We start from the raw sequence: 18,167 nt of genomic DNA on the forward strand, positions 1-18,167 counted from the left end.
AAAGATGGCATTCTCCCGGCCATCTAAGGGAGGCGCGGATCCGTTGTTCGCGCCTCCCGATACAAGAGAACCAGGACAGACGAGAGGAACCGGATGAAACTGTTCGACCTTTCAGGAGAGATCGCTCTCGTTACCGGCGCCGGCAGCGGGATCGGTCAGGCAATCGCCGTCGGATTAGCCGAAGCAGGAGCCGACATTGCCTGCTTCGGCCACCTGTCCAAGGGTGGCTTGGAAGAGACGGTAGCCAAAATCGCCGCCCTTGGCCGCCGGGGGCTGGCTGTTCCCGGTTCGGTGACCTCCAAAATGGAGCTTGAGACTGGCATTGCCTGCATCGAGCGCGAACTCGGCCCCCTGACTATCGCTGTGAACAATGCGGGCGTAGCCAATGCGACACCGGCTGAGACGCTGTCTCAGGAAGCGTGGGAAAAGCTCTACGACGTCAACGTCACCGGCACTTTCCTGTCGTGTCAGACCGAAGCAGCGGTGATGCTTCCCCGCAGGCGCGGTGCCATCATCAACATCGCCTCGATGTCCGGCTCAATTGTCAACCGCGGCCTCACTCAGGCGCACTACAACTCATCCAAGGCCGCCGTTATCCATATGTCGAAGAGCCTGGCCATGGAATGGGCGGACCGCGGGCTCAGGGTCAACGTGATCAGCCCCGGCTATACGCTCACGCCGATGAACCGGCGTCCTGAGGTGGCCGAGCAGATCAAAGTCTTCGAGCGCGATACGCCGATGGGACGCATGGCCACGCCCGAAGAAATGGTCGGCCCGGCAGTTTTCCTGGCCAGTCGCGCATCGTCATTCGTCACTGGCATCGACCTGATAGTCGATGGCGGATTCGTGTGCTGGTAGGAGGTTGCCATCGTGCAAAAGCGTTTTGAGGGAAAAACGGTCGTCGTGACGGGTGCGAGCGGCGGCATCGGCGCGGCCATGGCCAGGCGCTTCGCCGAGGAGGGCGCCAATCTGGTGGTCAGCGCGATTGACCCTCGCGTCGACGAAGTGGCTGACCAACTCGGGAAGTTCGGCGGCAAAGTCGCTTCCATGCGTATGGACGTTACCAGCAAGGATCAGGTGGCCGCCCTCTACGATCTGGCCGAGCAGTTCGGCGGGGCCGATATCTCGATCCAGAACGCCGGTGTCATCACCATCGCCCGGATTGAGGCGATGACCGAGGCCGAATGGGATAAGGTGATGGCGGTCAACACCAAGGGCGTGTTCCTCTGCTGCCAGGAAGCGATCTTGCGCATTCGCAAGCACGCCCGCGGTGGCCGGCTTATAAATACTGCCTCAGGCCAGGCAAGGCAGGGCTTCGTATTTACGCCGCACTATGCGGCCTCCAAGTTCGGCGTGATAGGCATTACGCAGAGCATCGCCAAGGAAGTCGCCAAGGAAAACATTACCGTCAACGCGATCTGCCCCGGCATCATCGACACCGACATGTGGGCCTACAACGATGCCGCTTGGGGCAAGCTGCTCGGCGACTACAAACCCGGCGAGCTAATGTCCGAGTGGGTCCGCAACATACCCATGGGCAGGGCTGGAACCGGAGAGGACGTATCGGGTCTCGTCGCCTTCCTGGCCAGCGACGACGCCACTTACATTACCGGCCAGACTATCAACGTCGACGGCGGCCTTATTATGTCTTGAAGGGGCTGACCTGACTCGCCGAACTACAGCTGCCGCTTAAAGCGGCCTTGGAAGAGAGTTTTCCTCCTTCTCTTCTCTTCGACTGCTGTGAAGTGGCGGACGCGTTCCCTGTTGGAGGCCATTGGCCGAGGTTGGCCGATACCACCGAGTTGGAATCGAAGTTATCGAATCTCGGACGATAGACGGATCCTCGTTCAAACGTTGATGCAACTCTCAACACGTAGATTTGTGCATAGTTTTGTTATTGCCACGGCCGCTTTGCGCCGTTATTTCGGTCGTTGAGGCAGACTTCGCTGCCGCCTACAGAGGACTTCCGCAGAGCTGTGAGTGGATCGTTTGCGCTGCAAGTCCGTGATATATCCTTGTAAATATACTTGCAAACATTGTAGCGAGCCAAATAACAATGGACAGCACTCGGTGTCCTGCTCAGAAGGAAGTCTATTAGCTCATACGATCCGTTGACTTGCGCCTGATTGAGGATCTCGTCGAGTTCGCTCGAAAGCGCGTCTACGTGCTAGATTTCTCGGATTCGAGCTTCTCGGAGTTCTTCGCCGCTGAGTTGGACGTAGATGTCGACGGCCCGACTTATGCCGAACACGGCGGCTCGAAGGGCAAGCGGCTGCGCTGCTTCCTTCAGAAGGTCGACGCCACGTTGCGCGCACCCTACAGACACTCTGGGAGCATCGTGGCGAGCGGCGCCGGAACGGACCGGATGTTGGGACGATAGCAAGCGCCTCTTGCATTCAGTCCGATTGTCGAAAATTGCGCAGCCGGTCGAACAGAACGGCGAGGATGATCGCGCCGCCGATGAAGGTGCCCTGCCAGAAGGCGTTGATGCCGAGCAGGCCGAGGCTGTTGCGAATGACCTCGATGAGAGCGGCGCCAACCAGCGCGCCGAGCGCCGTGCCGACGCCACCGGCGAGGTTTGCGCCGCCGATGACGGTGGCGGCAATCACCTGCAGTTCCATGCCGTTGCCGATGTTGGTGGTGACCGCACCCAGCCAGCCGGTCTCGACAATGCCGGCGATGCCGGCTGACAGGGCGCAGATCATGTACACGGCAACCTTGATCGGTTTTACCGGCACGCCGGTCAGCGTCGCCGCGTGCTCGTTGCCGCCGATGGCGAAGACATGACGGCCGAAGCGGGTCCAGCGCAAGACGAATCCGGTTATGAGCGCCAGCACGATCATGTAGAGGACCGGGTTGGCAATGCCGAACAGCCAAGCTCCGCCGCCGAGCGCAAGTAGTTTGTCGTGATCGGGACCGAACTGGAACACGACGGTGTTGTTCGAAGCCACCATAGCCAGGCTGCGGGCGATGGAGAGCATGCCGAGTGTCACTACGAAAGGCGGGAAGCCGAGATAGGCGATCAATATTCCGTTGAAGGCACCGATGACCAGCGCCGTGATAAGCGCCGCCGCTATCCCCATGCCGATGCCGTAGCCGGCATGCATGGTGACGGCCAGTACCATCGAGCACAGGCAGAGCACTGAGCCGACCGAGAGGTCGATGCCGCCGGTAATGATGACGAAAGTCATGCCAAGCGCCACGATGGCGACGAAGGTGACGTTGCGGGTGATATTGTAGAGGTTCTTCGACGTCGCGAAGGAATCGGTGGTGAAGGACAGGAAGAGGCAGGCCAGAACGACCGCGATCACCACCCAGAAAGTCTGGCTGCTGAAAAGCCGCGACCAGAATGTATGCTGCTTGTGGGCGATCGTCTGATCGAGGGTCACTGTCATCGTCGGCCCCTGGTCTGGCGGAAAATTTCAAGCGGCGGCTGTCTCGATCGCGCCGGTGATGAGCCCGGTGACTTCCTCGGGCGAACTGGATGCAATCGTCTTGTCGGCGACCTTGCGGCCGCGCCGCATGACGATGACACGATCGGCGACATCGAACACGTCGGGCATCCGGTGGCTTATAAGCACCACCGCGATGCCGCTGTCGCGCAATTGGCGGATGAGATTGAGGACCTCTGCCACCTGGCGTACGGAAATGGCGGCGGTCGGCTCGTCCATCAGCACGATCTTGGCCTTGGACAGCATGGTGCGCGCGATCGCCACCGCCTGGCGTTGGCCGCCCGACATGCGACGCACGAGATCGCGCGGCCTGGTTTCCGATTTCAGTTCGGTGAAAATCTCGCCCGCACGGCGATACATCGACGCGTAGTCGAGGATGCTCACCGGTCCCAAACCGCGCCGCAGTTCACGGCCGAGAAAGACGTTGGCGGCTGCCGTCAGGTTGTCGCAGAGCGCCAGGTCCTGGTGCACGATCTCGATGCCGTGGCGACGGGCGTCGACGGGTTTGTGCAGGACAAGATCCTGACCGTCCATGCGCATGATGCCCTGGCTCGGCTTGAAATTGCCGGCAATAATCTTGACCAACGTCGACTTGCCGGCGCCGTTGTCGCCCATCAGGCCGACCACCTGACCGGGGTCAATCGACAGCGAGACGTCACTGACGGCCTGGATTGCCCCGAAATGTTTCGAGACGTTAGCAAGTTCGAGAACAGCCACCACTTCCTCCGACTGGGGCCTGTGCCGCCGGCGGTGCCGACTGCAACGCATTTATGCAAATGGTCTCGCGAGCGTCAATTGTCTGATGAAAGCAGTGATCGTAATTTTGTCTGACAAATACATTGACGGGAAGGAAAAGGCGCGATTACCTGTTTTCGGAGGATGTCGCGGCCCGCCGGCGGGCCAGCGGCGGCTTGCCGGGGCCTGCAGCGGTGCATGCCTCACAAAAGGAATGTTCAAGGGAGGACTGCCGACATGAAGAAATCGCTTTTGCTTGCCGCGACTACAGCTCTCTTGTTGGGGGCCGGACCGGCTTTGGCCAAGAAACAGCTCGTCATCGTGGTCAAGGGCCTCGACAATCCGTTCTTCGAGGCTATCCATCAGGGCTGTGAGAAGTGGAACTCGGAAAACAAAGATTCCAAGTACGAGTGCTTCTACACGGGACCGGCTTCGACTTCGGATGAAGCTGGCGAGGCACAGATTCTGCAGGATGTGCTCAGCAAGCCGGACACCGCCGCCGTCGCCATCTCGCCGTCCAACGCGCCGCTGATCGCACAGACCCTAAAGACCGCCAATCCGTCGATCCCGATCATGACGGTCGACGCCGACCTTGCGAAAGACGACGCTGGCCTGCGCAAGACCTATCTCGGCACCGACAACTACCTGATGGGCAAGCGCATAGGCGACTACATCAAGCAGGCCATTCCGAAGGGTGGCACGATCTGCACCATCGAGGGCAATGCCGCCGCTGACAATATCCTGCGCCGCGCGCAGGGCATGCGCGACTCGCTGTCGGGCAAGGAAGGACTGGCAGAACTCAAGGGCGAAGGAGGCTGGACGGAAGTTGCAGGTTGCCCGGTCTTCACCAATGACGACGGCGCCAAGGGCGTGCAGGCGATGAGCGACATCCTCGCCGCCAACCCCGATCTTACCGCCTTCGGCATCATGGGCGGCTGGCCGCTGTTCGGCGCGCCACAGCCCTATCGTGATCTCGTCAAACCGCTGGCGGACAAGCTGGCCAAGAACGAGTTCGCCATCGGCGCAGCCGACACGATCGGTGACGAGGTGGCCATCGCCAAGGAAGGCCTTGTTACGGCGCTGGTCGGCCAGCGGCCGTTCGAGATGGGCTACAAGGCGCCGTCGGTGATGCTGAGCCTGATCAAGGGCGAGAAGGTCGATGATCCGGTCTTCACCGGCCTCGACGAATGCACCAAGGACAATGCCGACACCTGCATCCAGAAATAGGATCGGTCAATAAACTGCGGCGGCGCGGTCTCGGCCGCGCCGCCTGGCTTTTCGCAAGCAGCCGCGCACAACGAGGGCAGGTTGGAGACGGAGATGGCAAAGCGCATTATGTTCACCGGCGGCAGTGGCAAGGCCGGCCGGCACGTCGTGCAATACCTGCTCGATCAAGGCCACCAGGTACTCAACCTCGACATAAGGCCGCTCGACAACCCGAATGTGCGCACGCTGATCACCGATATCACCGACAGCGGCCAGGTCTTCAATGCGCTGTCGAGCTATATGGGGCTGCACGAATTCGATGCCTCGCTTCGGCCCCAGCCGGTGGATGCGGTCGTGCACTTCGCCGCCATCCCGCGCATCATGATCGCGCCCGACAACGAGCTTTTCCGCATCAATGCGATGGGCACCTACAACGTCGTCGAGGCGGCGGTTAAGCTCGGGATCAGGAAGATCGTCATCGCGTCCAGCGAGACGACCTACGGGCTGGTCTTCGCCAATGAGCCCAGAAATCCTGCCTATTTCCCGCTCGACGAGGACTACGACGTCGACCCAATGGATTCCTACGCGCTGTCAAAAGTGATCAATGAAAAGACCGCCCGAGCTTTCGCGTTGCGCAGCGGCTTCGACATCTATGCACTGAGGATTGGCAATGTCATCGAGCCGCACGAGTATGAAGATTACATCCCGAAGTGGAAGAGCGATCCCGCCTTCCGCAAGCGCATCGCATGGAGCTATATCGACGCCCGAGACCTCGGCCAGATCACCGATCTCGCAGTGGCGAAAGACGGGCTGGGTTTCCAGGTGTTCAACGCGGTGAATGACGAAACCTCATCCGACCTGCAGACCACCGACCTTTTGCAGCGCTTCTATCCCGGCGTGCCGGTCAAGCGGGAATTGGGTGAGTTCGAGACATTGCTTTCGAATCGGAAAGCGAAAGAGGTACTGGAATTTTGCCCGAAACATAGTTGGCGCGATTACGATCACGCATGACCGAGAGGCGCCTTGAACGATCCCTGATGGACCCGGACGACACGTCGCAAGTGACACTCGGTTGTTGCGGACATCGAGAACCGGAGAACGATAAATGAGCGGACGTACAAGAATCGGCTTCATCGGCCTCGGCATGATGGGACATGGGATGGCCAGGAACCTGGTCGCCAAGGGGTTTCCATTGACGGTTGTCGCGCACCGCCGCCGCGAAGCGGTCGACGACTTGGTGTCGCTTGGCGCTGCCGAGACGACGACCCCCGCCGAGGTCGCCGCAGCCTCGGATATCGTGTTCATCTGCGTGGGCAATTCCGCGCAAGTGGAAACGCTTGTGCGCGATAGAAGTGGACTGGCTGCCGGAGCGCACCGAGGTCTGACCATCGTGGACTGCAGCACGTCCGATCCTAACTCGACGCTGATGCTCGCGGCGGAACTGATGCCGCTGGGCGTAGACTATGCGGATGCGCCTCTCTCTCGCACGCCGAAGGAGGCCATGGAGGGTACGTTGGACTGCATGGTCGGCGCGGCCGATGCAGTCTTTGCTCGCATCGAACCAGCCATCTCGGCCTGGGCGGGCAGGATCGTGCACGTCGGCAAAGTCGGCGATGGGCACAAGATGAAACTGCTCAACAATTTCGTTTCTCTTGGTTACGCGGCGATCTACGCCGAGGCGCTGGCGCTCGCCAGGAAGTCGGATATCGAGCCCGCGACCTTCGATAGTGTGATACGAGGAGGCCGCATGGATTGCGGCTTCTACCAAACCTTTATGCGGTACGTGCTGGAACGCGACGAGAATGCGCATAAATTTTCCATCGGCAATGCCGCCAAGGACCTACGCTATCTGGAGGCGATGGCCGACGCTACGGCCTTCGCCAACCCCGTCGGGAATGCCGTAAAGAACACGTTCGCTGGTGCAGCCGCAACAGGACGTGCAAATCACTACGTCCCCATGATCTCCGACATCGTCGCTGCCGCCAACGGTACAAGACTCGATTAAAGAAACCATCTGACGGCGCCTGCTTGCCACGGCGGCTTATGCCGGAGAGCTTGGCCATTGGACGTGAGTTGGGGGAGACGGTACCCCGAGGACACGTGGTCCTCGGAATATGCGCTGAATGCTGTTTCCGCCAAGAACTGGCACGGGACTGGCAGTTGGCAGTTGGGCCGCTGACCGAGCCGCCGTCCAATCGGACGAGTGTCCCTGGCTCAATATGGAGAAATCGTTTCGAAGCCGATGGAAGGCAGGCGCACGCCTCCAGAAAAATTCCTCGCCCTGTGACCGAGGATCCCAACCTGGCAGCGGACGAGAGCTCCCATTCTGCTATTAGTTCGGCCGGAACGTTTGCTGTCTGTTGCCATTAGATCAGTTCCATTGGCAGGTACCGGATGACGACCTTGTCCTGCCGGAACATCTCCTCCAACCGGGCCTGCCGCATGCGCCAATCCTCCCTATCTACCTCTTCCACCATCAGAAAATTACGATCTCGTCATTGGCAGCCTCGGCGCCTTGCCGCCCGAACCCCTCGGCAGGTGACCGCAGATAGGCGGTTACGCCATCGAAGCGGCGTGACAAATCTTCCTTGACGTAATCGTATTCCTGGCGGCGTCCGGAATTCCGGGGAAGCAGTATCTGTACAAGCTTCATGGCGACCACCTGCCGGGGAGCAATGGTCGCCCTGGCCGAGCCGTTCCTTGGACCGAACGATCCGACGTCGTGATTGATCACACAATGTATCGGACGGGAACCAATGTCGGTCGGCCTTGTTAGTCCATACCGCACGCAAGTGTACGACAGCGAGGAAGACCTCCATGAGAACGAACTTATTGCTGGCCTCACTGGCCGGAGCGACGGCTATTGCCTTTTCGTTTCCCGCGCTGAGCGCCGACGCCGCCCAGGACTTTGTGAACAAGGCCGCCGTGGGCGGAATGTTCGAGGTTGAGTCCAGCAACCTGGCCGGCAGCACGGCGATGGACAACACTGTCAAGGATTTCGCGACGATGATGGTCACCGACCATACCGCCGCGAACACGAAGCTGAAGACGGTCGCCGGGGAGCAGAAGCTCACTGTGCCGACAGCTTTGGACGCCAAGCACCAAGCCATGTTGGACAAGCTCAACGGAGCCAAAGGCGAGGCATTCGACCAGGCTTACGTGCAAGCGCAGCGCGATGCGCATGACGAGGCGGTTTCGCTGTTTGAGGATTACTCCCAAAACGGCGCCAACGCGTCGTTGAAGGCGTTTGCCACAGAGACGTTGCCAACGCTCAAGATGCATCAGGAAAAGATCGAGACGATCGCCAGTAACATGGGGACCGGGGGGGCGACGGGATCCAGCGAGTCGACCGAAAGCGCTGCCCCGGTGCCCGGAGCAAATAGCTTTACCGAAGCGCAGGCCAAGGACCGCATTCAGAACGCCGGCTACGCCGACGTTTCGGGTCTGGCCAAGGACGACAATGGCGTCTGGCGCGGCCAGGCGACAAAGGACGGCAAGACCTTGTCCGTCGCCCTCGACTATCAGGGCAACGTTACCTCCCAGGCCAACTGACCTAACCAGGAGATATAGAAATGAGAACCGTGAGCGGGCTGTACGACGATTACGATGATGCCCAGGACGCTGTGGGCGAGCTTGAAGCATCGGGCATTCCCAGTTCTGATATCAGCATCGTCGCCAACAATTCCGAGAACTGGTACGCGGAAGACGCACCGTCCGAGGCCGCCGAAGACGCTGGCACGGGTGCAGGAATCGGTGCGGTTGTCGGCGGGGCAGGCGGTCTGCTGACTGGCCTCGGCGTCATGGCTATCCCCGGCGTCGGTCCCGTCGTGGCTGCGGGATGGCTTGCGGCAACGGCTGTCGGAGCCGTAGCTGGCGCGGCCGTCGGCGGTGCGACAGGGGGTATTGTCGGGGCACTGACCGACTCCGGCGTATCTGAGCGGGACGCCAACGTCTACGCCGAGGGAGTCCGCCGGGGCGGCACGCTGGTGACAGCCCGGGCAAGCGATGACCTCGCGCCGGAAGCGGAGCGGATTCTAGGCCAGTCCACGGCGGTGGACGTCGCGTCGCGACGGCGCGACTACGAAGCGGAAGGATGGACGGCGTTCGATCCGGCCGCGCCGGCGTACACGCCCGGAGAAGCGCGACGGGTTCCATGATGTCAGCTAAGGGTTCTCCGACCTCGATCTGCTTTGGATCGAGGTCATTGTAAGCGAATCCCGATCATCGCGAGATTGCGCGCTGTGGTACGCTGACTGCCTTGGCGAAGGAACTCGGGCGGAACGACTGAGTTCTGTGCTTGCGCAAAATTTCCAGCAAATCGGCAAAAACCTCTGCGGCTTGGCCGAGGCAGCGTGAAGCTGAGGAATCAAAATCCAGCGGAGCTGCAAGCTCGCTTTTCCAGCGGGCGAATTGTGCCGGAAGCGATATTCGGAATTTTTCGCATTTCACGGAATATCTGACCGGTTTTGGCAGCGGACTGGCGGATGTCGTAGCAAGCGGTGGCGCGTGCGACGCTCGAAGCCGACATGCGCTTCAGTCGGTCAGGCTGATCGATAAGCGTCAATGCTGCCCGCGCGACCCCCTCCCAGTCACCCGGAAAGCCCGAAACGATTCCTGGCCACTCGCTGGTGCCGACCAGGAGGCCCGTTTCCCCAGTTTCGATCATCTCGGGCACACCGCCGACCCCGATCGCCACGACTGGCACCCCGGAAGCCATCGCCTCCAGCACTGCCAGCGGCATAGCGTCGGCGCGAGAAGTGTGAAGCATCAGGTCAAGTGCGGGGTACACGCCACTCGGTTCACGCCACAATCCAGCCATGTGGAGGTTTTTCTCGATGCCCATCCGCTTGGCTGCGATTGCGAGTTCCTTCTCCATCGAGCCGGTCCCGATCATGGCAAAATGCACGTCCGGTCGCCGCTGGAGGATGTAGTCGGCGGCCTTGAGAAATTTGTCCGGTCCTTTTTCCCAGGCCAACCGCCCCACGAAGCCGACGAGGAGAGCGTCGTGAGAGACCTGAATGGCGTCGCGAAAATGCGCTCGATCAACGGAACCGGGGTGATACACTGCCAGATCCACGCCGTTTGGAACGAGACTTACGGTTTCGGGGGCCAGGCCGACCGCCATCGCCTGTGACCATGCCTCCCGGCACACGACGATGGTGTGGCTGTTGGTGTTTCGCGCAACGCTGATCTCCTGTGGCTGGAGGCTCATTCCGTGCAGGGTGGCGACAGTGGGGATTCCGCTCAGCGTGCCAGCGATCGCCGCTACGGTGTGAGCGTTCATCAGATGCGCGTGAAGAAGATCGACATTCTCCGCGCGGATCAGCGTGCAAATCAGTTCGATCGTCCGCCATGGGGGATCGTCGCGCAGAGGCGCTATGTAAACGTCCCTGCCTTCGGACCGAAGCGCGTTGGTGAAGCCGCTTTCGAAGGGGCACAGCAAGGACACTCTGAATTCGTCGGCCGGCAGATACTTGATCAGATTATGGACGTAGTTCTCCATGCCGCCGACGATGGCGTTGCCCAGGACTTCAAGAACATGGATTTTTTGCTCGGGACCCGGCTTGGAAACCATGCTGCGGGACTGCGCCACCGGAATCCTCCCTTTCAAGGTGCGGGACAAAGGCGCAGCCACTCTGCCGCCGTCTTGTTCATTATTGTCTCGCGGTCCGCTTGCACGACCCCGATCTCGTCGAAGATCTGCTTAACTTCGTCGATGGCGCGGCGGATATGCGCCCCGCTGCATGGCAGGAACCGGTCGCTCCCGAACTGGATGGAGCGGGGACCGATGACGTCGAGCGCTTTGCGAAAGACCTCCTCGCGATAAATCGGAGGCGGGCCAAACGAGATATCGAACCGGAACTGGCTCTCGGCCGGCTCGACGCCGTTTATGCGATCGATAAGCCCGACCGCGTTCGCCTCGTCGCACCATGGCCAGCCAAGATGGGCGAGCGTCACCCGGAGGCCCGGATGTTCGCGGACGGCTTCGTAAAAACTCGGTCGGCAGAAACGGCCGGACCGACCGTCGATGAATATGCCGCTATGGAAGAGGATGGGCAGGTCCAGCCTTACGGCGACCTCGTAAACGCGATGCGCGCAATCATCGTAAGGGTACCAGCCTGTTGGAACCATCTTCAATCCGCGTATCCCAGGGAGCGCCGCTGCGCGCTCGAGGTCTTCGGCGGCTTCCGGATGGAGCGGGTTCACGACGGCGAAGCCGACGAGCCGGTCCCTATGACCCTCGACCAACCGGGACAGATGGCGGTTTCCGGCACGTAGCGATCCGGCATCCTCCAGAGAATAAGGCTCGGTCAGGAAAGGCGCCAGAAGGAACGCCACCTCGACGTCAGCGTCATCCAGCGTCCGGAGGACTTCGCCCGTGGTCTCGCGTCCCGATGTATGAAGATGAGCATCGATAATCATTTACGCGCTCCGTGTGCCAGACAACATGTTGAGGCGCACGACGTTCCCGACCAACGCAGAAATTTCCCGACGGCCGGAAGCCGGTAGCTTCAACTAAAACGACAAGGCGACGGAACCGGAAGGCTTTCGCAAGCTTCCTATTCACCTTGATAGATCGGCGTGATGAAAATGGACCAGACCGCAGTGCAAGTGCCCGCAAGCCGGACGCTGCTGATTTGCTTCTCCCACCTGCGGTGGGATTTCGTTTATCAGCGTCCGCAACACCTCATGACGCGCGCCGCTCGTTCATACGACGTCGTATTCTTCGAAGAACCTGTATTTGAGGAAGTCGAGTCATCGTTCCTCAGGGTAAGGACGCATAGCCTTATATTGAAGGTCGTCACGCCTGTGCTGAAGACGGGCGAAGGCGCTCGCGATGTCATCCGAATTCTGGAAGAGTTACTTTGGAAACTTCTGGAGTCATGCGACTATGACAGGTTCATTGCGTGGTATTACACGCCAATGGCGCTTCGGTTCTCAGCGTTTCTTCAGAGCGACGTCTGCGTGTACGACTGCATGGACGAACTGACGGCGTTCAAGAACGCTCCCGACGAGCTAGCGAGTCTCGAGAGGTGCCTTTTCAAGCGGGCGGACCTCGTCTTCACCGGCGGGCAGAGTCTCTACGAAGCCAAGCTCGGGATGCACCAGCGTGTGTTCGCCTTTCCCAGCAGTGTCGACGCCGCTCATTTCGAGCGGGCCCGGCAGGGCAACCGGGACCCCGACGATCAGGCGGCGATCCCTCACCCCCGCATCGGGTATTTCGGCGTCATCGACGAACGCCTGGACACTCCGTTGCTCGCCCGCACGGCACACGCGATGCGTGACGTGCACTTCGTCATGGTCGGGCCCGTGGTCAAGATCGATCCCGGCATCCTGCCCGCCGGTCCCAACATCCACTGGCTCGGACCGAAAGCCTATGCGGACCTGCCGGCCTATATGGGCCAGTGGGACGCGGGATGGATGCCGTTCGCGCTCAACGAGGCGACCCGCTTCATCAGTCCCACGAAGACGCCGGAGTTCCTGGCGGCCGGCTTGCCCGTGGTGTCAACCGAGATCGTCGATGTCGTGCGAACCTACGCGGTGCAGGGGCTGGTGCAGATCGCGGAGGCGAACAGCATGGAATCCGCGTTGCGGAACGCTCTCGCCCGGTCGAACTGGGATCTCGCGCAGGTCGATGCGTTTCTCCGGAATTCGTCGTGGGATTCGACCTGGCTCGCGATGCAGAGCCTGATGGATACGGTTCCAAGAGGGCATGCCCGCGGCGCCGACAGGGTCGACGCCTATGTTTGATTGGCTCGTCGTCGGCGCCGGGTTTGCAGGAAGCGTGCTGGCGGAGCGCCTCGCCTCGCAGCGCGGCGATAAGGTCCTGATCGTCGACCGGCGCGCGCACATCGGGGGCAACGCGTTCGACTGGTACGACGAAGCGGGGATCCTTGTGCACCGATACGGCCCCCACATCTTTCACACCAATTCCGACGCCATAGTGCGCTACCTGTCGCAGTTCACGGATTGGCGCTCTTACGAACATCGGGTCCTTGCCTGCGTGGACGGGCAGCTTCTGCCGATCCCGATCAATCTCAACACCATCAACCGTCTCTATCGCCTGAACTTGACTTCCGTGGAAATGGAGCGGTTCCTGGCGTCACGCCGCGAGGGCGTGGACGAACCGAAAACCGCGGAGGACGTGGTCGTCGGCACGGTCGGAAGGGAGCTCTACGAGAAGTTCTTCCGCGGATACACCCGCAAGCAATGGGGCCTCGATCCTTCGCAACTGAGCCGATCCGTGACGGCAAGGATTCCCACCCGCACCGACCGGGACGACCGGTATTTCACGGACAAGTTTCAATGCATGCCGGACGGCGGCTACACCCGTATGTTCCAACGCATGCTTTCGCACCCGAACATAAAGGTGATGCTGCAGACTGATTATCGCGAAATCCGGGATGCCGTCCCTTTCCGGCGTCTGGTTTATACGGGGCCGATCGACGAGTTCTTCGATTTCCGCCTCGGACGGCTGCCTTACCGTTCGCTGCGGTTCGACCACGTCACGCTCGACCAAGCACGCTTCCAGCCGGTGGCGGTGGTGAACTACCCGCAAACGGAAGCGTTCACGCGCATCACCGAATATAAGCACCTCACGGGCCAGGAACATCCGCAGACCAGCCTCACCTACGAGTATCCGGTATCCGAAGGCGACCCGTACTATCCGGTCCCGAACGCCCAAAACGAGGCGCTTTACAAGCAATACGAAGCTCTTGCGGCGCAGGAACCCGAAGTGCTCTTCGCCGGACGGCTCGCAACTTACCGCTACTACAATATGGACCAGGTCGTGGGCCAAGCGCTGGCGGCGTTCGAACGGATCCGGAAAGCGTCGCCGTTACACGGCGCCGCGGTGGCAGAGGTCGTGGGATGACATGCTCCAGGTCTGGACGGGCGTGGAGTGCAGTATCGTCCGCGTGAAGGACGCGGTGCGCAACCAGCTTGTGGAAACCGGACATTTCGACCGTGACGGCGATCTGGACCTTCTTGCCGGACTTGGCGTGAAAACGGTCCGCTATCCGGCCTTGTGGGAACTGGTGGAGGCGCGTGAAGGCTGCGACGACTGGACTTGGCTGGACCGCCGGCTCGGACGCCTGCGGGAGCTGGGCATTTCTCCCATCGTCGGTCTCCTGCATCACGGCAGCGGCCCGCCTTGGACACATGTACTCGCGCCCGACTTTCCCGACAGATTGGCCGCAATGGCTGGCAGGGTCGCCCGCCGGTATCCATGGCTAAAGCATTTCACGCCGGTCAACGAACCCGCCACCACGGCGCGGATGGGCGGACTGTACGGGAAATGGATCCCGCACGCGACAGACGAAGCGACTTTCCTGCGCATGCTGGCCGCCCAATGCCGCGCGGTCGCTAAGGCAATGGCGGCAATACGAAGCGTAATTCCCGACGCCCAACTCGTGCAAACGGAGGACTTCGGACGAACGTTTGCGACGCAACGGCTTGAATATCAGGCGCAGTATGAGAACGAGCGGCGCTGGTTGACGCTGGACCTGTTATGCGGGCGCGTAGATGACCGGCATCCATTCTACGCCCGATTCCTCTCGTCCGGAGTAGATCCGCGCCATCTTCGTGAATTGGCCGCCGCGCCATGTGCGCCAAACATCGTCGCGGTCGATTACTATCTTACCAGCGACCGTTTCCTCGATCATCGGAGTAGCCGATATCGCGATGAAACCCCGGGGGGAAACGGAGAGGACGTCTATGTCGATGTCGCTGCTGTCCGCTTCGACGCGCCTGCCGACGAGCTCGGACTGGAGAGCCGCCTGACGGAAGTGTGGGAACGCTATCGGCTGCCCGTCGCCGCTGGCGAGGTTCACAACGGGTGCACCAGGGACGAACAGCTGCGATGGTTCATGGAAGGCTGGCAGGCCGCGCAGAATTGTCTCGCCAAGGGCGTGGACGTGCGCGCGGTCACCGCCTGGGCGCTGTTCGGCTCGTTCGATTGGAATTCATTGATGACACGGCAAGACGGCTATTACGAGTGCGGTGTATTTGATTGCCGCATGACGCCGCCCCGGCGGACCGTGGTCGCGGAAGCTGTGTCGGCGTTGGCGCACGGACGAACGTTCACTCACCCCGCGCTGGATCAAACAGGTTGGTGGAGGCGTCCGGCCCCAAGTGTCGGTCCAGCTTCCGGGATTGTGCTGCAGGGCGTCGACCCGCGCATGTCCGTCTTGAACGAGTGCTGTCAAAACCGACGGCTCCGGACCGTAAGCGTTCGCAGGCTCCCGCCACACCGAATCCTCGACGACCGATGGGCCACAATCGTCCTATCTGGCTCGGCCGGGAGCGGAGGCGGGGACAGCTTTTCGCTATCTGTCCGGTATGCCGCAGGCGGAAGTCTCGCCTTCAAAATTCCTCGACATCTCGACTGGGTCGCCGCGTGCAACGCCCTTCTGGATCATGTTGTCGACGGGACGCGCGGACAGTGGGAACTCGTAAGCGCTGAGGCGGCAAACCAGTACCACATACGGCAGGCAGGTGCATCGCAGCCAGCGTTGGTGCAGCCGGTTTCGCAGGTCCAGGTTCCCTAGCCGGACCGGACAGCCAAGGCTCGGCGGCGCGGTGCGACCTCCAGGAACGCCTCGAAAATTCGATCCGGGCGGAACCAATCTTCGCCGGAAGGCTTGGTTAGGATTCCGTGTCTCGGAGGGGAACATGTCACCAATCGCCAAGACCGCGCTGTTGACGGCAGCCAGCCTTTCCGCATTCGGATTGGTCGCCGCTTCGGACCCGTTGCCGCCGGACCTCACCTATCGCCCCCTGCCGAGTATGCCGCTTTCTGCGGTGCGGGAGGCCGACGAGGCGCAGAAGCCCACCGTCATGGAACGGCAACGCAAGCTGCTGAATGATCGCTACGATCTGTCGGACCGGCCCATTCCCGGCGTCCTGATGTCCGGTGGAAGAAAACCTGTTCAGGACGGTGTGCGGGTCAAACTGCCGGCCGGCGAGACATGGGACGATCTGGCCGCCAAGTCTCCTCAGGAAATCCGGGACAAGGACCTGTTGCCGAAAGGCTTCATGCCGCTGCCGCACGTCAAGCAGGCGACGGGCGGGCAGGTCTTCCCCGAAGAAGAGATCGGTGAGATCGGCCGTGACGAAGGCCGCGATCTTCGGCGCTTCGACGTCGATTTCGATCTGCCCGACAATCTGACGCCGGAATTCCCGCCACCGATATTCTTGACAACACATCCCGAACTCGGCGACGTCTCGCGCGGCGATCTGCTGACGATCCGCAATTTCTACGAGTACATGAACGGCATCGTCACCCCGGTGCAGATGGAAGGGCTGCGCCTGCTGCTTACGCCCTTTCCGCAAGAGGAGTTCAACCAGACCGAGGACCGCAAGGTCGCCCAGCAGAGCTTGGGCGTTGCGTGTCTCGACTGTCATTCGAATTTTCACACAAATGCGGCTTTCCACCAGACACCGGATGTGCGCCCGCAGGCGGAACGGTTCCGTCTCGACACAGTGAGTCTTCGCGGGCTTTTCAACCAGCAGATCCACGGATCGAAGCGGTCGCTGCGCTCGGTCGAGGACTTCACCCAGTTCGAACAGCGCACGGCTTATTTCAATGGCGATCACGTCAGCGCGACGCGAAAGGGCGTGAACCTGCCCGACCGGACGAATCAGGTGGCGATGATGGCGCAGATGCAGAACATCATCGATTTTCCGCCGGCGCCGAAGCTCGACCCTTTCAACAGGCTCGATCCAGCCAAGGCAAGCGAGCAGGAACTTAAAGGCGAGCAAGTGTTCATGGGCAAGGGGCGGTGCGCCGAGTGCCATGTCCCGTCGCTGTCCTTCATGGACAACAATATGCACGATCTAAAGCTGGAGCGGTTCTACAAGGTCGGCCAGACGTCCAACGACATGGTCGCTATTCCCGACGGTCCGATCAAGACGTTCACCTTGCGCGGCATCAAGGATTCGCCGCCTTATCTGCATGACGGGCGGTTGATGACGCTGGCCGACACCGTGGAATTCTTCAATCTCGTGCTCGGCACCAAGTTGGGCCGGGACGAAAAGGACGCGCTCGTCGCCTACATGCTCACCTTGTGAGGCGACACAGGGCGCTAGGACGGAGGACGGCATGCGCGCTTTCGCAATCACGCTCGGGCTCGCTCTTTTGCCTGCGCACGCATCGGCCAGATCGGCAATCCCGCAGGCATGGCACCGGATACGAAGATGGAAAATCCCGGCGTGCCGGCGCCGAACCAGACCAACTACCAGGACCGGCTGTTCGCCCAGCTTGCGGGCGAGGGCGGGCTGGCGGAGGTCGAACTCGGAAAGTTCGCAGCCGGCAAAACGACTCATGACGACGTGAAGCGGTTCGCCGACCGCATGGTCGATGATCACGGGAAGGCTAATGACATGCTGCGCTCGGTCGCCGAAAAGAGCAAAATGCCGCTGCCAAACGCGATGAATGCCGACCACAAGAAGATGCGCTCCCACCTTCAGAAGCTGACTGGCCCCCAGTTCGATCGCGCATACATGGCCGCCCAGATCGTCGACCATCAAAAGACCGCGTTGCTCCTCGCCTGGGAGATAGATCAGGGAGAGGACGCCGAAATGCAGCGCTTTGCCGCCGACACGTTGCCGACGGTGCTGGAGCATCTGGAGATGGCGCGGTCGGTCCAGGCCAAGCTGGCGAGCGAGAACGCGCCGAAGCCGCAGGCCGTGAAGAATTGAAGAAGAGCGGCGTCTCCACGCAAGATTAGCGGAACCTAGTCGCGCGGCCCGTCCGTTGATTTTCCCCCTTCG

General features: G+C 61.0%; 18 protein-coding genes. 13 read left to right on the forward strand and 5 right to left on the reverse strand.

What is annotated here, in order from left to right; genetic code table 11:
- Positions 1-93: 93 nt before the first annotated feature.
- The 3 genes from FGU64_RS21260 to FGU64_RS21270 all read left to right on the forward strand — a co-directional run bounded on the left by FGU64_RS21260 (position 94) and on the right by FGU64_RS21270 (position 2,380).
- The gene (locus tag FGU64_RS21260) at positions 94-858 is read left to right on the forward strand and encodes an SDR family oxidoreductase (protein WP_139954936.1); all 765 of its coding nucleotides are present in this window, start codon (positions 94-96) and stop codon (positions 856-858) included.
- 12 nt (positions 859-870) lie between these two features.
- Positions 871-1,653: an SDR family oxidoreductase gene (locus FGU64_RS21265; protein ID WP_139954937.1), complete on the forward strand. Its 783-nt coding sequence runs from the start codon at positions 871-873 to the stop codon at positions 1,651-1,653.
- A gap of 463 nt (positions 1,654-2,116) precedes the next feature.
- Entirely contained in the window at positions 2,117-2,380 is a 264-nt protein-coding gene (locus FGU64_RS21270) for a hypothetical protein (protein ID WP_210239047.1), read from the forward strand.
- 16 nt (positions 2,381-2,396) lie between these two features.
- On the opposite strand, the gene FGU64_RS21275 is transcribed toward FGU64_RS21270, so the two are convergent.
- On the reverse strand, positions 2,397-3,395 hold the full coding sequence (locus tag FGU64_RS21275) for an ABC transporter permease (protein WP_139954938.1): 999 nt from the start codon (positions 3,393-3,395) through the stop codon (positions 2,397-2,399).
- A 27-nt stretch (positions 3,396-3,422) separates the two neighbouring features.
- Complete coding sequence (locus FGU64_RS21280) at positions 3,423-4,169, reverse strand: ATP-binding cassette domain-containing protein (protein ID WP_139954939.1); 747 nt, start codon at positions 4,167-4,169, stop codon at positions 3,423-3,425.
- A 255-nt stretch (positions 4,170-4,424) separates the two neighbouring features.
- Here FGU64_RS21280 and FGU64_RS21285 point away from each other — a divergent pair, with 255 nt between their 5' ends.
- The 3 genes from FGU64_RS21285 (at position 4,425) to FGU64_RS21295 (ending at position 7,398) form a co-directional block, all read left to right on the forward strand.
- On the forward strand, positions 4,425-5,414 hold the full coding sequence (locus tag FGU64_RS21285) for a substrate-binding domain-containing protein (RefSeq protein ID WP_139954940.1): 990 nt from the start codon (positions 4,425-4,427) through the stop codon (positions 5,412-5,414).
- Between the two features lie 93 nt (positions 5,415-5,507).
- The gene (locus FGU64_RS21290; RefSeq protein WP_139955494.1) at positions 5,508-6,404 is read left to right on the forward strand and encodes an NAD(P)-dependent oxidoreductase; all 897 of its coding nucleotides are present in this window, start codon (positions 5,508-5,510) and stop codon (positions 6,402-6,404) included.
- Positions 6,405-6,498: 94 nt separating this feature from the next.
- The gene (locus FGU64_RS21295) at positions 6,499-7,398 is read left to right on the forward strand and encodes an NAD(P)-dependent oxidoreductase (RefSeq protein WP_139954941.1); all 900 of its coding nucleotides are present in this window, start codon (positions 6,499-6,501) and stop codon (positions 7,396-7,398) included.
- Between the two features lie 471 nt (positions 7,399-7,869).
- Here FGU64_RS21295 and FGU64_RS23630 read toward each other — a convergent pair whose 3' ends face one another.
- Positions 7,870-8,046, reverse strand: coding sequence for a hypothetical protein (locus tag FGU64_RS23630; RefSeq protein ID WP_246671179.1), 177 nt, complete (start codon positions 8,044-8,046; stop codon positions 7,870-7,872).
- Positions 8,047-8,210: 164 nt separating this feature from the next.
- On the opposite strand from FGU64_RS23630, the gene FGU64_RS21305 reads away from it, so the two are divergent.
- Both FGU64_RS21305 and FGU64_RS21310 read left to right on the forward strand, forming a co-directional pair.
- A complete protein-coding gene (locus FGU64_RS21305) occupies positions 8,211-8,945 on the forward strand; it encodes a DUF4142 domain-containing protein (protein WP_139954942.1) in 735 nt (244 codons plus the stop codon).
- A 20-nt stretch (positions 8,946-8,965) separates the two neighbouring features.
- Positions 8,966-9,550 carry a general stress protein gene (locus FGU64_RS21310; protein ID WP_139954943.1) on the forward strand — a complete coding sequence of 195 codons (585 nt, stop codon included), beginning with the start codon at positions 8,966-8,968 and terminating at the stop codon, positions 9,548-9,550.
- Positions 9,551-9,759: 209 nt separating this feature from the next.
- Here the strand turns inward: FGU64_RS21310 and FGU64_RS21315 are convergent, their stop codons facing one another.
- A complete protein-coding gene (locus tag FGU64_RS21315) occupies positions 9,760-10,986 on the reverse strand; it encodes a glycosyltransferase family 4 protein (RefSeq protein WP_139954944.1) in 1,227 nt (408 codons plus the stop codon).
- A 14-nt stretch (positions 10,987-11,000) separates the two neighbouring features.
- Positions 11,001-11,816: an amidohydrolase family protein gene (locus tag FGU64_RS21320; protein WP_139954945.1), complete on the reverse strand. Its 816-nt coding sequence runs from the start codon at positions 11,814-11,816 to the stop codon at positions 11,001-11,003.
- Positions 11,817-11,984: 168 nt separating this feature from the next.
- Between FGU64_RS21320 and FGU64_RS21325 the strand changes: the two genes are divergently transcribed.
- The 5 genes from FGU64_RS21325 to FGU64_RS21345 all read left to right on the forward strand — a co-directional run bounded on the left by FGU64_RS21325 (position 11,985) and on the right by FGU64_RS21345 (position 18,095).
- Positions 11,985-13,145, forward strand: a complete 1,161-nt coding sequence (locus FGU64_RS21325) for a glycosyltransferase (RefSeq protein WP_246671180.1) — start codon at positions 11,985-11,987, stop codon at positions 13,143-13,145.
- Positions 13,138-14,268 carry a UDP-galactopyranose mutase gene (glf, locus tag FGU64_RS21330; RefSeq protein ID WP_139954947.1) on the forward strand — a complete coding sequence of 377 codons (1,131 nt, stop codon included), beginning with the start codon at positions 13,138-13,140 and terminating at the stop codon, positions 14,266-14,268. Before FGU64_RS21325 ends, glf begins: the two co-directional genes overlap by 8 nt.
- Before the next feature lies 1 nt (position 14,269).
- Positions 14,270-15,943 carry a family 1 glycosylhydrolase gene (locus FGU64_RS21335; protein WP_139954948.1) on the forward strand — a complete coding sequence of 558 codons (1,674 nt, stop codon included), beginning with the start codon at positions 14,270-14,272 and terminating at the stop codon, positions 15,941-15,943.
- A 124-nt stretch (positions 15,944-16,067) separates the two neighbouring features.
- On the forward strand, positions 16,068-17,465 hold the full coding sequence (locus FGU64_RS21340; RefSeq protein ID WP_139955495.1) for a cytochrome B6: 1,398 nt from the start codon (positions 16,068-16,070) through the stop codon (positions 17,463-17,465).
- A 126-nt stretch (positions 17,466-17,591) separates the two neighbouring features.
- Positions 17,592-18,095, forward strand: a complete 504-nt coding sequence (locus FGU64_RS21345) for a DUF4142 domain-containing protein (RefSeq protein WP_246671181.1) — start codon at positions 17,592-17,594, stop codon at positions 18,093-18,095.
- The last annotated feature ends 72 nt before the right edge of the window (positions 18,096-18,167 follow it).

The organism is Mesorhizobium sp. 8, assembly GCF_006351905.1.
Taxonomy (GTDB): domain Bacteria; phylum Pseudomonadota; class Alphaproteobacteria; order Rhizobiales; family Rhizobiaceae; genus Mesorhizobium; species Mesorhizobium composti.

Coding starts and splice junctions, on each gene's coding strand:
- FGU64_RS21320 (WP_139954945.1), bottom strand. CDS start 11,816: ATGATTATCGATGCTCATCTTCATACATCGGGACGCGAGACCACGGGC.
- FGU64_RS21295 (WP_139954941.1), top strand. CDS start 6,499: ATGAGCGGACGTACAAGAATCGGCTTCATCGGCCTCGGCATGATGGGA.
- FGU64_RS21340 (WP_139955495.1), top strand. CDS start 16,068: ATGTCACCAATCGCCAAGACCGCGCTGTTGACGGCAGCCAGCCTTTCC.
- FGU64_RS21285 (WP_139954940.1), top strand. CDS start 4,425: ATGAAGAAATCGCTTTTGCTTGCCGCGACTACAGCTCTCTTGTTGGGG.
- FGU64_RS23630 (WP_246671179.1), bottom strand. CDS start 8,046: ATGAAGCTTGTACAGATACTGCTTCCCCGGAATTCCGGACGCCGCCAG.
- FGU64_RS21275 (WP_139954938.1), bottom strand. CDS start 3,395: ATGACAGTGACCCTCGATCAGACGATCGCCCACAAGCAGCATACATTC.
- FGU64_RS21325 (WP_246671180.1), top strand. CDS start 11,985: ATGGACCAGACCGCAGTGCAAGTGCCCGCAAGCCGGACGCTGCTGATT.
- FGU64_RS21260 (WP_139954936.1), top strand. CDS start 94: ATGAAACTGTTCGACCTTTCAGGAGAGATCGCTCTCGTTACCGGCGCC.
- FGU64_RS21305 (WP_139954942.1), top strand. CDS start 8,211: ATGAGAACGAACTTATTGCTGGCCTCACTGGCCGGAGCGACGGCTATT.
- FGU64_RS21335 (WP_139954948.1), top strand. CDS start 14,270: ATGCTCCAGGTCTGGACGGGCGTGGAGTGCAGTATCGTCCGCGTGAAG.
- FGU64_RS21290 (WP_139955494.1), top strand. CDS start 5,508: ATGGCAAAGCGCATTATGTTCACCGGCGGCAGTGGCAAGGCCGGCCGG.
- FGU64_RS21310 (WP_139954943.1), top strand. CDS start 8,966: ATGAGAACCGTGAGCGGGCTGTACGACGATTACGATGATGCCCAGGAC.
- FGU64_RS21345 (WP_246671181.1), top strand. CDS start 17,592: ATGGAAAATCCCGGCGTGCCGGCGCCGAACCAGACCAACTACCAGGAC.
- glf (WP_139954947.1), top strand. CDS start 13,138: ATGTTTGATTGGCTCGTCGTCGGCGCCGGGTTTGCAGGAAGCGTGCTG.